Here is a 14,487-nt window from a genome sequence, read left to right as displayed (position 1 = left end):
CTTCGCACTAATTTCGTTCCACGTCGATCGGATGCGACGCCAGCATCGCCAACGGCATCGGCTGGCGTCGCAACACGTGGGCCCACAAGTCGATCTTCGGCGGGCCGATGACGTCGGACGCCAGCGCGGAGACCACCATCCAGTCGTCGCGGGCGAGTTCACCGTCGAGCTGGCCCATCGTCCACCCCGAGTAGCCGGCGAACACGCGCACGCCCTCGACGAGCGGGGCTATGTCCGACGGGTCGGAGTCCAGATCGACCATGACGACTCGGCCGTCGACCCGCCGGAGGCCGGCAACACCCTCGACGTCGACGCCCGTCCGCACGACGCCGAGACACAACGCCGAATCCCGCTTCACCGGTCCGCCGACGTAGAGTGCCTGCGGTCGCGCCGCCAGTCCGCTCCACTGCGGGAGCACGTCGTGCACGGCCGTCTCGCTCGGACGATTGATCACGACGCCGAGACTGCCCGCGTCGTTGTGTTCGATGACGTAGACGACGGTGCGCCGGAACGTCGGTTCGACGAGCTCGATCGAACTGACGAGCAAGCTACCGGGACGCACCGTTTCGTCGACCGACGCAGCGTGGTTCTCTGCCGTCTGGTCCTCGGGTTCCTCCGCATGTGTAGCCATGGAGACATTGTGGCACCGCCGACCACCCGATGTACCGCAAGGAATGCCGGAAAGTTTCGTCGCGTCAGGACAGCCCGACAAGCCCCGCCAGCAGCGCGAGCTGATGCTCGAACAACAGCTCACGATCCACGAAATTCGCCGATCCGTACTGGTCGAACACGTCGAAGCTGACCGCGCCGAAGAGCGACGCCCACACCAGAACGCCACCGGCGAGGGCCGCGTCGGACATCTCCGTTCCCATTTCGTTACGAACCGTCGCGAAGTCGTCGTGCAAAGACTCGAGCGGGACCGGAGACGGGGGCGTCGACAACCGGCCGTCGCGATCCGCCTGGTCGAAGACCTGCACGAGCTTCACGATGACGCGTATGCCCGGTCCGGTCGTCTGCTCGGCCGGCGCGTGATAGCCGGGAACAGGGCTACCGAACAACAGCGCGTACGACGCGGGTTCTCGCCTCGCCCAGGCACGGACAGCCCGGCCGAGCGTCAGGAATTTCTCCATCGAGTCGTCGACGGCATCCACCGCAGCGTCCACCTCGTCACCGAGCTCGTTGTAGGCGTCGACGACGAGAAGGGTGAGCAGTTCGTCGCGGCTCTTGACGTACCGATAGACCGCCGACGACACGACCCCGAGATCTCGCGCGACGGCGCGCAACGACAGCGCGGCAGCCCCGTCTGCGGCCAGGTGCTGACGGCCGATTCGGGTGATGTCGGCAAGCGTCTGCGCGCGAGCTCGTTCGCGGGGGGTAGTCGGCATGGGTCACACAATAGCGAGCGGTGCTCTCAGGCTGTCGAGTCGTTCGACCCCAGTCGCGCGAAGGGGTCGATCGAGAAGATCACTTCGACCGGGACTTCGAAGTACGCCGAAATACGCAGCGCGAGGTGGAGGCTGGGACTGTACTCGCCGCGTTCGAGATATCCGACGGTTTGGTAGTGAACCCCCAGTGCCTCCGCCAGATCCCGTCGCGAGATCTGGCGTTCGGCACGCAACATCGCGATGCGGTTGTAGATGACTTCAGTAGGCACGTGCCAGTGCCTTCTCTCGCCGCTCGTCCACTTTGCTCCCGGATTCGTTCCGTGCCATGCGGCTCAACACTATCGGGGCCACCAGCAGGCCTACGATCGCCCAAGCACCGAGGACTCCGACGGTTTCGAGGTGTCGCCACGACTGGTCGATCTCGACCATGACCGTGCTGTCCGGCAGTAGTGCGGACCGGAGACCGAGACCCAGCCAGTAGCACGGAAGAATCTGCGCGACGACCTGCAACCAGCCCGGAAGTGCGGTGATCGGGTAGAAGATCCCGGAGATGGCGACGACCAGCATGAGCGGCATCGTCACGAAGAACAGACCACGTGCCGTCCCGACGATCGCACCCAGCGCGGCCCCGAGCGGCAACGTCGCGAGTAGACCGAGCACGACGACCCAGACCAGCGTGAACCACGACGCGGTATCACTCAGCTCGACACCTCCGACGATGATACAGCCGGCCACCAGGATCGCAACGACCTGCACCGTCACCGCCGACGCATTGCTTCCGATCCGACCGATGAAGTAGCCGATCGTGCCGTTCGGGGTTGCTTTGGCGCGCAACAGGGTTCCGTCCTCCCGATCGAGCACGATCGCCTCGCCGATAATGTAGATGCCGTTGAAGAAGACGATGGTTCCCATCACTCCCGGCAGTGCGAGTACCGCCAGATCGAGCCCCGTGTCCTGGAACGAACCGTTGCGCATGAAGAACAGCGCCACCATGATCAGCGCCGGGAACAGAAACAGAGCCGCGAGTCCCTGTGGGTCGGTGAACATCTGACGGAGTTCGATTGCGCTGCGCCGGAATCCGGCTCGAACAGCAGTCCCTTTGGCGCTCATCTCGCCACCACCTCCAATGTCTCTGCGTTACCGGGGGATTCCTGTTGATGCACGAGCGCCATGTACGTGTCCTCCAGCGTCGAACGACGCACCTCGAGATCGCCGACGCGATCGCCGTGCTGCACGTATAGGTCGTGCACGAATTTCGCTGCCTCCGTGGTGCTGTGGACAGAACGTCGGCCGTCGACGGTGTATCGGATCTCCGAATCCGCAGGGATACCTCGGGACAGTTCGTCCGGGGAACCGTCGGCGATGATGACACCGCCGGCCAGGATGACGATTCGGTCGGCAAGCTTCTCGGCCTCGTCCAGATCGTGCGTCGTGACGAGGATCGTGGTGCCGTCCAGATCCGCCAATCTGTGCACCAGGTCGTGGAATTCACGACGCGCATCCGGATCGAAGCCTGCCGTCGGCTCGTCGAGAAAGAGCAGTTCGGGCTTGCCGACGATCCCGATCGCCACATCCATCCGACGGCGTTGGCCACCCGACAGCGATGCAATCTTCGCCTGTGCATGCTCGGTCAGCCCTACGAGTTCGAGCAGCTCGTCCACTGCCCAGGGCCTCCCCGGTCCGAACGGAACGTAGAAGGACCCGAGGTAGTCGAGGAACTCGCGCACGCGCCACTTGCCGTGGTCACGCCACGACTGAAGGACGACGCCTATGCGCGCCCGCCAGGCCTCGTCGCCGTCGGCGGGATCAGTGCCGAGGACGGCCACACGTCCGGCCGACCTGAGACGAAAGCCCTCGAGTATCTCGAGCGTCGTGGATTTGCCCGCCCCGTTGGGGCCCAACATGACCAGGACCTCGCCCCGACGCGCTCGGAACGACACTCCTTTCAGCACGTCCGTGGTGCCGTACCGCATTCGTAGATCGGAGACGTCGACGACGACGTCGCTATCAGGTCTCACGGCTTCTCCCGTCGCTTCGTGGACACCATCGCGCAGTCGCGACGTTTCGTAGCATACCTACTACATTCTGTACGGACAATACCGTTCGTCCTGGAAATGAGAGAGCAGTGCTCTTGCATTCCGCGACGGACGGGTGCACACTCGAAAAACAAACAGAGAGCAGTGCTCACACTTCGAGGAGAGATCATGAACCAGCTACACGTCGTCACCGGTGCAGGGCCCGTCGGATGGACCGTCGCCGAACAGCTCGCCGAGCGAGGTCACCGCGTCCGAGTGCTGACGCGATCCGGTTCGGGCCCCGACCACCCGTCGATCGAGAAGCGACGCGTCGACATCGAAACAGACGATCTCCGTGGTCATTTCGAGAACGCGACGGCGATCTACCACTGCACTCACGTTGCGTACGAGGACAAGGTGTGGCGCGCGAAGCTACCCACCATGGAACGACGCGTGCTCGACGCGGCCGCCGGAACCGTCGTCGTGTTCCCGGAGAGTCTCTACTCCTACGGCTACATCGACGGCCCGATCCGTGAGGACTCGCCGCGCGTCGCCACCCACCGCAAGCTCGGCGTCCGCACCGAATTGCTCGCCGCCCGCGATGCGCACGCCACGCCGACGGTCAGCGTCGCCGCCTCGGATTTCTACGGGCCGCGCGTCCTGTCGGCACACATGGGCGATCGCGTGGTACCGAAAGTTCTGTCGCACAGCACTGTTCGAGTGATTGCCGACGCCGATCTGCCACACTCGTTCACGTACGTGCCCGACTTTGCCGTCGCGATGATCGAGGCAGCGGCCACCCCGTCGCTGTGGAACACCTTCTTGCATGCGCCGACCGCCCCCGCCGTCACGCAGCGCCAGATGATCGAGGCCTTCGCGCGTGCAGCACACGCTCCGACACCGAAAGTCGGAACCATCCCGTCGTGGATGATGAAGTCGCTCGGCGTCGTGTCCGGCCCGATCAAGGAGCTCGGCGACACGTTGTATCAGTTCGAGCACCCGTATGTGCTCGACAGCTCGGCGAGCGAGAAGATGCTCGGGCTACGTCCGACACCGCTGTCCGACGGTGCCGCTGCCACCGTCGCGTGGTGGAAGGACAAGGAGCTGGCACAGGCGTCGTAGGTAACTGGGGCTACAGTCCTGTAAGTGAGCGACGAGACCTTCCTGGCGCGACTGCGCAATTCGCCCGGTGCAGGCAAGCTCACCGCGATCCGCTTCGCAGGACAGTTCGGCGACGGCCTCTTCCAGGCGGCGCTCAGCGGGGCAATTCTGTTCAATCCCGAACGCGAATCGAATCCGGCGGCCATCGCCGCCGGGTTCGCCGTTCTTTTGGTGCCGTACTCGATCATCGGGCCGTTCGCAGGCGCGATGCTCGACCGATGGGATCGGCGCGCAGTAGTGCTGTGGGCGAACGTGCTTCGCATGGTCCTCATCGCCGTCACCGCCACGGTTCTGTTCACCGGGGGCGGCGAGACCGCGCTGCTTCTCCTCGCGTTGACGACCGTCGGCCTCAGTCGATTCGTTCTGGCCGGCGTGTCCGCGTCCTTGCCGCACGTCGTCCGAACATCGTGGCTCGTGCCGATGAATTCGCTTCTCGCGACCATCGGTTCGGGCTTCGCAGCCGCGGGAGCAGGAGCGGCCGTCGGGATCATCGGGTACATCGGCGCCGGCGACACCGGATCGGGCGTCGCCGTGGCAGTGTCGGCCGTCGGATCGATCGTCGGATCGGTTGCCGCGGCGCGGTTTCCACGCCAATCGCTGGGTCCTGCGACCATTCCCGACGACGGACCATCACGTGCTTTCGCGGACATCGCAGCCGGATTGAAGTCCGGTGCCGTCGCGGTATGGAAGTCGCCGACGGTCACCGCCGCGATGATGGGCATCGGCACCCACCGCATCGTGTTCGGCGTCGACACTCTCGTCATGGTGTTGATCCTGCGCGAGTCGACGCCCCGCTCACTGCCCGGCGGGTTGGCCGGCTTCGGCATCGCCGTCGGAGCGACGGCTGCGGGCATGCTGATCGCGGCAGTTCTGACACCCTTCCTGCTGCCGAAGTTCGGTCGCGTTCGATCGATCATCGGCGCACTCGCACTGGCCGCCGTCGTACAGGTGACCTTCATCGACGGGCTCACGCAGACGAGTCTGCTCATCGGCGCGTTCCTGCTCGGCATCGCAGGCCAGACCATCAAGCTCACGGGCGACGCGTCGATGCAGACCGAGATCGACGACGACCATCGCGGGCGCGTGTTCGCATTGCAGGACACCGTCTTCAACATCTTCTTCGTCGCGGCGCTCGCCGTCGCCGCGTTCGTCGTCGGCCCGTCGACGACGGATCTCGCGGGTGAGGCATCCGCACACGCCGTCGTGCTCGGCGGTGGTGTCGTCTATCTGCTGGGATTGGCGGCGGTGGTGATGCGGCTCCGCCGCACGTGAGTGCGAATGTGTAGAGGGCTATACATAGACACTCACGAGCGCGAAGCGCTTTCCCACCACGCCAACAACTCTCGCTCCGCTTCCTCGCGGGGGAGCGGCCCCCGATCGAGCCGAAGATCCTTCAAGAACTTCCACGCCTTGCCGACCTCGGGCCCCGCGGGGATGCCGAGCAGTTCCATGATCGCGTTGCCGTCGAGATCCGGTCGCACGCGGGCGAGGTCCTCCTGCGCGGCGATCGCCGCGATCCGCTCTTCGAGGTCGTCGTACGTGGCCTGCAGTGCCGCTGCTCGACGCTTGTTCCTCGTCGTGCTGTCCGCGCGAACGAGCTTGTGCAACTTGGGAAGTAGATCGCCGGCGTCGGTGACGTAGCGCCGCACCGCGGAATCGGTCCACTGGCCCTTGCCGTAGCCGTGGAAACGCAGGTGAAGGAAGACGAGCTGCGAGACGTCGTCGATCATCCTCTTCGAGTACTTGAGCGCTCGCATACGCTTCTTGACCATCTTGGAGCCGACGACCTCGTGATGGTGGAAGCTGACCCCGCCGCCCGGTTCGTGACGTCGGGTGTCGGGCTTGCCGATGTCGTGAAGCAGTGCAGCCCAACGCAATACGAGATCGGGGTCGCCGTCCTCGAGGTCGATGGCCTGCTTCAGTACCGTCAGCGAATGCCAGTAGACGTCCTTGTGCTGGTGATGCTCGTCGATCTCGAGCTTCATCGCGGGCACCTCGGGCAGGACGTAGCCGGCGAGCCCGGTCTCGCACATGACGTCGATTCCCTCGACGGGGTACTCACCGAGGATCAGCTTGTCGAGCTCCACCTGCACACGCTCGGCCGTGATGCGTTCTATCTGGCCGGCCATCTCGGTGATCGCGGCGTGTACGCGAGGCATCAATGCGAAACCGAGCTGCGAGACGAACCGCGCGCCACGCAGCATGCGGAGTGGGTCGTCACCGAAGGACTTCTCCGGCGACGACGGCGTATCCAGCAGTCCTTCGAGCAACGCGTCCATGCCGCCGAGGGGGTCGACGAACTCCTGGGTGCCGTCGGCGCCGATCCGAACGGCCATCGCGTTGACGGTGAAGTCGCGTCGCACGAGATCTTCCTCGAGGCTCTTCCCGTACTCGACCTCCGGGTTGCGCGAGACCTGGTCGTACGAATCGGTGCGGAACGTCGTGATCTCGATCAGCTGGTCGTTCTTGGCGGCACTGATCGTCCCGAACGCGATCCCGGTGTCCCACTGATTGTCGGCCCAGCCGGTCAGCAACTTCTGGACGACCTCGGGTCGTGCGTCCGTGGTGAAGTCGAGGTCTCCGGACAACCGTCCCAGAACCGCGTCGCGAACGCTCCCGCCGACGAGGTACAGCTCATGTCCCTCGGCGGCGAACCGGGCGGCCAGAGGGGTCAAGAGGTCGGACAATCCGGACAGCGTCTCGCGGGCCGACGTCAGCAGGCGCTCGCGGCGGTCCGCGTCCGAACCGGCGCCCGAGGACGCATCGGAGTGTCGGGGGGACGGAGACTGTTCTGCCACGTGGATAGAGCCTAGGCGAGAGGTCGTGCGGCAGGACGGAGAGGGAGCAAAGGAAAGCCGTGGTTTCCCTCTAGTATTGATTGGGTGTCTGCTGGCGAACGTGCGAACAGGAGCCGCCGCAACCCGCGGCGGCGGCCCGCACGTGCCGACGGCGACAAGCCCAAACTCAGAACCGTGCGTGAGACGTCGGCAGGCGGCCTGGTCGTCGACGGTCTCGACGGGCCTCCGTCCCAGCGTTGCGCCGCTCTCATCGGCCGCACCGACCGTCGTGGACGGTTGTTGTGGTCGCTGCCGAAGGGCCATATCGAGCAGGGCGAGACCGCGGAACAGACCGCGATGCGCGAGGTCGCCGAGGAGACCGGCATCCGCGGGGATGTGCTCGCTTCGCTGGGCAGCATCGACTACTGGTTCGTCACCGAGGGCCGTCGCGTCCACAAGACCGTGCACCACTACCTTCTGCGCTTTCTCGGCGGCGAGCTGTCCGACGAGGACGTCGAGGTCACCGAGGTGGCGTGGGTTCCGCTGAGCGAACTGTCGTCGAAGCTCGCGTACGCGGACGAACGTAAACTGGCCGCGATCGCCAGCCAACTGATCGAGGGCATGAGCAACCCGGATCCCGAGACGCCCGTCGGCAGGGAGTGAGAAGTGCGGTTGCCACGGGTCACTGCGGCTGCATTGACCGCAGTCCTCCTTGCGTCGGCGCCCTCGCTGGCTCTGGCGCAGGAGCCGGACGGGTCCGATTCGAGCATCCCGTCGTCGAGCACCGAGGTCACCTATCAGTCCGCCGACAGCGACCTTCCCGAGACGACGCGCGGCAATCAGTTCCTGGAGCTGTCGATCGACACCGTCGCACCCGGAACCGTGACCACCAGCAGCGAACCGTTCGTGACCGTGCGTGCCACCGTCACGAACACCGGTGACCGACGCGTCGACGACATCAGCGTGCGCATGCAGGGCGCCGACGCCGTCGATCAGCCGTCGGAACTCCGCACGTCCCTGTCGCGCGATCAGGAGCAATACCCGTATGCGGGCGAGTTCCAGACGGTCACCGACAGCCTCGAGCGAGGCGCGAGCACGCAGTTCACCGTCTCGATGCCACTGCGCAGCACGACGAACCCGTCGCTGAACATCGATCGCCCCGGCGTCTACCCGCTGCTGCTCAACGTCAACGGCACCCCGGAGTACGGCGGAACAGCGCGACTCGACGACGCCCGGTTCCTGCTGCCCGTCACCGGCGTACCGCGCGACCCGTCGGATCCGACGTCGGTGCCCTTGCCGCCGAGCACGACGGATCCCGTCGCAACGACGATCCTCTGGCCCCTCGCCGACAAGCCACGGCTGGCCGCAGGAAACCCGGGAACCATCGAGGACAAGATCAGGCTCGTCGACGACGACCTCGCCGGCGAACTCGCGACGGGCGGCCGTCTCGACGAACTGCTCCAAGCCGTCGAATTCACGACGACCGATCAGCTCGATCCGGAGAATCGACTCACCGACAGCATGTGTCTGGCGATCGACCCCGACCTGCTCGTCACCGTCGCCAACATGCAGCGCGGCTATCTGGTCGTCGACGATCCGGCGAACCCGTCCGGCCCCGCGCGCGACGGAACCGGCAGCGACGCCGCCGCAGCGTGGCTGTCCCGCCTGCAGACCCTCGCCGACTCGATGTGCGTCACCGCGGTCCCGTTCGCGCAGGTCGACCTCGACGCGATCGGCAACGTCGGCGACGCCACCCTGGCGGCGAGCGCCCTCGAGTCGCCGTCGGACATCGTCGATTCGATCCTGGGCGTGACGTCGGTGCGCGATGTCGTGTGGAGCGCGTCGGGACAGCTGGGTGCGCCTGCGGCCGCGGCCCTACGTTCGACCGGCCCGACCACCGCGCTGCTCGCCGACAACAGCATCGCGCCTGCCGCAGCGGGAGGCGTCGCCGCTGTCGCAGGGGGCAGTACCGTCGACGCCCCACTGAACACGACGGTGTTCGACTCGGCGTCGGCCACCGCGCTCGCCGGAGTCGGTGAGGTGCCGTCGACCCCCGATTTCACACCCGAGGACCAGCGCTACGACCTGTCCGGGGATTCTCGCGCCGCCCGACTGCAGGATGCCGTCGGTGCGATGTTCTATCACGCGCTCGAAGAACCCGACGGTTCCCCGCGGGCCGTGACGATCGCCCCGCCGCAGTACTGGACCGCAGGCGGCGACGAGCCGACGACGATTCTGTCGTCCGTGTCGTCGATGCTGCGGTCGGGTCTCGCGACGCCACGACCCCTGACCAGTCTGGTCGCCGAAGCACCGACGGGTATGCCCGTCGAGACCAGGACGGTGCCGCAGGTGGACCGCGACACGAACCTCGAAGACCGCGTGCGCGCGCAGAGTGCGCGCATCGAATCGCTTCGTGCGTCCGTCGTCGAGGATCCGCAGTCGGCCCTGACACCGCGGCTGTTCACCGCACCGCTGCGTGAGGACCTCCTGCGCGCACTCACGACCGCGGGCCGCGACACGGAACCCGAATACGCAGCCGCGATGTCGCGAACCCGGATGGATGCGTCCGAGACGTCGCTGGACCGGATGTTCGGAGCAGTGACGGTCGTCGCACCCGGCGGCGTCTACACACTGGCTTCGGAGCAGAGTCCGCTGCTGCTCGTCGCACGCAACGACCTCCCTGTACCCGTCAACGTGCGACTGAAGGTCGACGCACCAGCGGAAATGACGATCTCCGACGTCGGCGCAACGGCTCTTCCCGCGCGCGGGAGCCGCACGATCACCGTGCCCGCGCAGGTCGACGACTCCCGCAATCTGTCGGTCGACTTCGCGTTGACGACGCTCGACGGGCAACAATTGGGCGAGGCAACCACCGTGTCCGTACGGTCGAATGCGTACGGACAGGCTCTCGCGATCATCACCGCCTGCGCTGGAGTCCTTCTGCTGTTGCTCGCAGGGCGCCGACTGTGGCACAGGTTCAGGGGGCAACCCGACCCAGCCGACGAAGGGTACGAACGACCATGACCGGGAACATCCCGTACGAAGGGGACGTCCCGCGCCCACGGCTGCCCGCAGCACAGGTATTCCGTCGCACGGCGCCGCCTCGGCAGGCGCCGTGGGAACGCGAACCCGTCCGTGAGATGCGCAGCTACCCGGCACCGCCGTCGCCCGACGGCGGACCGGCCCCGGACAATTCCGTCACGCAGCTGATCCCGCGATTCCGGGACGAGGATTTCGCGCCGGTCGCGACCGCCCCGGTTCCGGAACCCGAGAAGCCCGAACCGAAGCCGCAGAAGAGCTTGCTGGCGTCGACGGGATCGATCGCCGTCGCGACGCTCGTCAGCCGCATCACCGGATTCTTCAAACAGATCGTCATGCTGGCGATCCTCGGCGGCGCGATCGCCAGTTCGTTCACCGCGGCGACGATCCTGCCGAACATGATCTCCGAGCTCGTCCTCGGCGCCGTGCTCACCGCGATCGTTGTTCCGGTCCTGGTCAGGGCCGAGATGGAGGATCCCGACGGCGGTACGTCGTTCATTCGTCGGCTGTTCACCGTCGCGTTCACGATGTTGTTCGTCGTCGCCGTCATCGCCACGATCAGCGCACCGCTCCTGAGCACCATGCTGATCAAGGACGACGCCAAGGTCAGCAACGAACTGACGACCGCGCTGTCCTATCTACTGTTGCCCGCGATCCTGTTCTACGGCCTGTCCGGCCTGCTCACGGCCGTTCTGAACACGCGTCAGAACTTCCGTCCCGGCGCGTGGGCGCCGGTGTGGAACAACCTGGTGGTCCTGGGCATCTTCTCCCTCTATTTCTTCGTCCCCGGCGAGATCACGCTCGATCCCGTCGAGATGAGTGATCCGCATGTGCTGATCCTCGGTCTCGGAGTCACGGCCGGTGTCGTGACTCAGGTAGCCGCGCTGATTCCGGCACTGAAGCGGGAGAAGGTCGACCTCCGGCCGTTGTGGGGGTTCGACGCCCGCCTCAAGGCGTTCGGTGGGATGGCCGCGGCGATCATTCTGTACGTCGTCATCAGCCAGATCGGGCTGATCTACGCGACGAACATCTCCTCGGGTGCCGACGCCTCGGGCCCCGCGATCTACTCGCAAGCCTGGATCCTTCTCCAACTGCCGTACGGCATCCTCGGCGTCACCGTGTTGACGGCCATCATGCCGCGCCTCAGCCGCAACGCAGCCGAGGGCAACGACCCTGCCGTCGTCGACGATCTGTCGGTCGCGACGCGGCTCACGCTCGTCGCGCTCGTTCCGATCGTGGTGTTCCTGACGTTCGCCGGGCCGTGGGTGGGCGAGGCACTGTTCGGCTTCGGGAATTTCGCCGACGACGCCCCCCGCCTCGGTGAAGCCGTCAGCTGGTCTGCCTTCACGCTGATTCCGTACGCACTCGTCCTCATCCACCTGCGCGTGTTCTACGCCCGCGAACAGGCCTGGACGCCGACGTGGATCATCCTCGGCATCACCGGAGTCAAGATCGCGCTGTCCGCTCTCGCCCCGGTCATCGCCTCGGACGACGAGCAGGTCGTGCTCTGGCTCGGTGTCGCCAACGGTCTCGGTTTCGTGGTCGGTGCCTGCATCGGTGGCTTCCTGCTGCACCGCAGCCTCGGCGATCTGCGCATGATCAACGTGGGCAAGACCATCTGGATGGTCCTGATGGCGTCCGCCGCCGGTGGAACGGCCATGCTTGCCATCGACCGAGTCGCCGACCTGGGCGGACTGACCGAGCCCCTGGGCATGATCGGCGCGATGCTGCGCGTCGGTTTCTGCGCGGTTCTCATGCTCGGCATCACGTTCGGCATCCTGTGGTTCGGCCGCATACCCGAGGTGCTCGCGGTGACCGTCGCTGTCGGACGCGTCGTGCGGAAACTGCGCGGGCGACCCGCCGAGAGCGCGACGAACCCCGTGCCTGCGACGCCCGAAACTACCGATTCGATACCGGTCGTTCGCTCTACCCCTGCAAGGGGCACTGCGGAGCAGGGACTCCCGTACCCTGGACCCCGGCGGACCGGGCCGCAGACTTCTGCAGGTCAGCCCTACGGGAGCAGACAGGCAGCACAACTCGGGGTAGAAGCGCGCGAAGGAGAGAGAGTGACGGACGACGAAGTGGCTGGGGGGCCGGCCGAGTCCACTGCCGACGGCACGGACCAGAAGACCGGAGGAGTCGAGGTGGACGAGCGCGCGAAGGCCGCATCCACCCAGGCCACACCGACGGCGTCGTCACCCGACAAGAAGAAGACATCCGGCGACGCGGCTGCTCCGGCACCCGACGCCGACAAAACGGCCGAGGTAAAGGCCGTCCCTGCGACCGACGCGTCCACCACGGGCAAGACGGCTTCGGTGGACACAGCTCAGGCTGCACAGGTCGAACCCGAGGACTCGGCGGACAAGAAGGACGCCGACGCAGGCAAGAACGCTACGGAACCGCCTGCCACCGTGCGAGCACCTGCCGTCGAAGGTCGGCCCGAGCCGCAGCCCGAGCCGACGCGTGCGCTGCGCGGACCGAAGCTCATTCCCGGCGCCTCTGTCGCCGGCGGTCGCTACCGTCTGCTCGCCCCGCACGGCGGTGCACGCGGACTGAAGTTCTGGCAGGCGCACGACGTCAAACTCGACCGCGAAGTCGCGCTGACCTTCGTCGACGCCGACCAGCAGGCGACGTCGGTGTCTCCCGACCGACCCGAGGGCCCGCAGGCGATCCTGTCGCGGACGCTGCGTCTCGGCCGTATCAACTCCCCCGGACTCGCCCGGGTGCTCGACGTCGTCCGCGGCAGCTCGGGTGGCATCGTCGTCGCCGAATGGACGCCGGGACGCTCACTGCGAGAAATGGCCGACACCGTGCCGTCGCCGACGGGAGCAGCACGCGCCATCAAGGCGCTCGCGGCAGCAGCCGAAGCTGCACACCGCAGCGGTGGCGCGCTGTCCATCGATCACCCCGATCGCGTACGCATCAGCACCAGCGGAAACGCGGTGCTCGCGTTCCCGGCAACGCTCGCCGACGCCGAACCCGCGTCGGACGTGCGCGGACTCGGCGCGATGCTCTACGCGCTCGTCACCGCGCGCTGGCCACTGGCCGACGCGTCGGACCGTCCCGGTGCGCCGCCGCGTGCCGTCGGAGGTATGAAGCCCGCCGACCGCGATTCGAACGGCAATGCCGTCGAGCCGCGTCGTATTCGCTCCGACGTGCCGTTCGAGATCTCGGCCGTCGCGACACGCGCACTCGAGCAGAACAGCGGAATCCGCACGGCTGCGACGGTTCAGCACGTGCTCGACCAGGCGGCCGTCGTCAACGACAAGACCGACCTCATGCCTGCGCTGCGGCTCGGCCAGCGGCCCGCGGGTGCGTCCGGACATTCGTTGGCGGACCCGGAGGAAATCGCGGCTCAGCAACTGCGGTCCAAGCGCACCAACATCGCGTTGGTCGTGTTGGGTGTGCTCACCGTCGTCGTACTCGGGTTCGCCGGGTACTGGTTGTTCACGTTCCTTGCAGGCGGTAGCTCCGACGAGCCGCTGACCGAGCAGGACTTCGGACTGACCACCAGCGTGCCCGCCCCTGCTGCACCGGGCGCTGCCGAAGCGCAGGCACCGGCCGCAGCACCCGTCACGATCGATTCGGTCGAGGTCTTCTCGCCGCAGGGCAGTGCCGACAGCGCTGCCACGGCTCAGAACGCGATCGACGGCGACCCGTCGACCGTGTGGCAGACGGACGCGTACTTCCAGCCGTTCCCGTCGTTGAAGAACGGCGTCGGCCTGCTGGCGACGCTGCCGTCGTCCGAAGTGTTGACCAGTGCATTCGTCAACTCACCGTCTGCTGGAACGGTCGTCGAGATCCGATCTGCGCCCAGCGACTCGCCCAGCTTGAGCGACACCACCGTGATCGGGCAGGCCACGCTCGGACAGGGCGTCACGGACATTCCGCTCACCGCAACCGAACCCACCGACCACGTGCTGCTGTGGATCACCGGGTTGAGCACCGAGAACGGTCGCAACCAGTCCTCGATCGCCGACTTCGGCTTCACCGGCCGAAGCTGACACTTTCCCCGCAGACGTTCGGTTTCACCTACGCAAAGTAGGTGAAATCGAACGTTTCGTACTGTTCGGTCTTCATGGCCTAGGCTCTCCCCAATGCGGTAACACG

The 14,487-nt window shown here is 66.3% G+C and carries 11 protein-coding genes; 5 read left to right on the top strand and 6 right to left on the bottom strand.

The genetic code is table 11. The features are described from left to right. Positions 1 to 7: 7 nt before the first annotated feature. The 5 genes from HQ354_RS11245 to HQ354_RS11225 form a co-directional block, all read right to left on the bottom strand. Complete coding sequence (locus HQ354_RS11245; RefSeq protein ID WP_222634485.1) at positions 8 to 631, bottom strand: YqgE/AlgH family protein; 624 nt, start codon at positions 629 to 631, stop codon at positions 8 to 10. Between the two features lie 64 nt (positions 632 to 695). Beyond that, complete coding sequence (locus tag HQ354_RS11240; RefSeq protein ID WP_114330055.1) at positions 696 to 1,385, bottom strand: TetR/AcrR family transcriptional regulator; 690 nt, start codon at positions 1,383 to 1,385, stop codon at positions 696 to 698. 26 nt (positions 1,386 to 1,411) lie between these two features. Further along, positions 1,412 to 1,654: a helix-turn-helix transcriptional regulator gene (locus HQ354_RS11235; RefSeq protein ID WP_308115168.1), complete on the bottom strand. Its 243-nt coding sequence runs from the start codon at positions 1,652 to 1,654 to the stop codon at positions 1,412 to 1,414. After that, positions 1,644 to 2,495: an ABC transporter permease gene (locus HQ354_RS11230; protein WP_222634484.1), complete on the bottom strand. Its 852-nt coding sequence runs from the start codon at positions 2,493 to 2,495 to the stop codon at positions 1,644 to 1,646. Before HQ354_RS11230 ends, HQ354_RS11235 begins: the two co-directional genes overlap by 11 nt. Continuing rightward, positions 2,492 to 3,358 (bottom strand): ABC transporter ATP-binding protein, encoded by an 867-nt coding sequence (locus HQ354_RS11225; protein ID WP_222634535.1) that lies wholly within the window; start codon positions 3,356 to 3,358, stop codon positions 2,492 to 2,494. The genes HQ354_RS11230 and HQ354_RS11225 overlap by 4 nt, the downstream gene beginning before the upstream one ends. 231 nt (positions 3,359 to 3,589) lie before the next feature. Between HQ354_RS11225 and HQ354_RS11220 the strand changes: the two genes are divergently transcribed. Both HQ354_RS11220 and HQ354_RS11215 read left to right on the top strand, forming a co-directional pair. Beyond that, on the top strand, positions 3,590 to 4,522 hold the full coding sequence (locus HQ354_RS11220; protein WP_068430044.1) for an NAD-dependent epimerase/dehydratase family protein: 933 nt from the start codon (positions 3,590 to 3,592) through the stop codon (positions 4,520 to 4,522). A gap of 24 nt (positions 4,523 to 4,546) precedes the next feature. Beyond that, positions 4,547 to 5,833: an MFS transporter gene (locus HQ354_RS11215; protein ID WP_167678051.1), complete on the top strand. Its 1,287-nt coding sequence runs from the start codon at positions 4,547 to 4,549 to the stop codon at positions 5,831 to 5,833. Between the two features lie 32 nt (positions 5,834 to 5,865). Here the strand turns inward: HQ354_RS11215 and HQ354_RS11210 are convergent, their stop codons facing one another. Continuing rightward, a complete protein-coding gene (locus tag HQ354_RS11210; RefSeq protein WP_222634483.1) occupies positions 5,866 to 7,359 on the bottom strand; it encodes a CCA tRNA nucleotidyltransferase in 1,494 nt (497 codons plus the stop codon). Positions 7,360 to 7,434: 75 nt separating this feature from the next. Between HQ354_RS11210 and HQ354_RS11205 the strand changes: the two genes are divergently transcribed. The 3 genes from HQ354_RS11205 to HQ354_RS11195 are packed head-to-tail and all read left to right on the top strand — an operon-like array spanning position 7,435 to position 14,381. After that, entirely contained in the window at positions 7,435 to 8,001 is a 567-nt protein-coding gene (locus HQ354_RS11205; protein WP_371828818.1) for an NUDIX hydrolase, read from the top strand. A gap of 3 nt (positions 8,002 to 8,004) precedes the next feature. Further along, positions 8,005 to 10,362 (top strand): DUF6049 family protein, encoded by a 2,358-nt coding sequence (locus tag HQ354_RS11200; RefSeq protein WP_167678055.1) that lies wholly within the window; start codon positions 8,005 to 8,007, stop codon positions 10,360 to 10,362. After that, a complete protein-coding gene (locus HQ354_RS11195) occupies positions 10,359 to 14,381 on the top strand; it encodes a murein biosynthesis integral membrane protein MurJ (RefSeq protein ID WP_261768668.1) in 4,023 nt (1,340 codons plus the stop codon). Before HQ354_RS11200 ends, HQ354_RS11195 begins: the two co-directional genes overlap by 4 nt. Positions 14,382 to 14,487: the final 106 nt, after the last annotated feature.

The sequence above is a fragment of the Rhodococcus sp. BP-261 genome (assembly GCF_019835205.1).
GTDB classification, from domain to species: Bacteria; Actinomycetota; Actinomycetes; order Mycobacteriales; family Mycobacteriaceae; genus Rhodococcoides; species Rhodococcoides kyotonensis_B.
Note: the sequence above shows the minus strand (reverse complement) of the source record. Positions and strands in the feature narration are given on the sequence as shown.

Excerpts from the sequence above, each read along its gene's own strand:
- HQ354_RS11225 (WP_222634535.1), bottom strand. The coding sequence starts at position 3,358 with ATGCGGTACGGCACCACGGACGTGCTGAAAGGAGTGTCGTTCCGAGCG.
- HQ354_RS11240 (WP_114330055.1), bottom strand. The coding sequence starts at position 1,385 with ATGCCGACTACCCCCCGCGAACGAGCTCGCGCGCAGACGCTTGCCGAC.
- HQ354_RS11245 (WP_222634485.1), bottom strand. The coding sequence starts at position 631 with ATGGCTACACATGCGGAGGAACCCGAGGACCAGACGGCAGAGAACCAC.
- HQ354_RS11230 (WP_222634484.1), bottom strand. The coding sequence starts at position 2,495 with ATGAGCGCCAAAGGGACTGCTGTTCGAGCCGGATTCCGGCGCAGCGCA.
- HQ354_RS11220 (WP_068430044.1), top strand. The coding sequence starts at position 3,590 with ATGAACCAGCTACACGTCGTCACCGGTGCAGGGCCCGTCGGATGGACC.
- HQ354_RS11195 (WP_261768668.1), top strand. The coding sequence starts at position 10,359 with ATGACCGGGAACATCCCGTACGAAGGGGACGTCCCGCGCCCACGGCTG.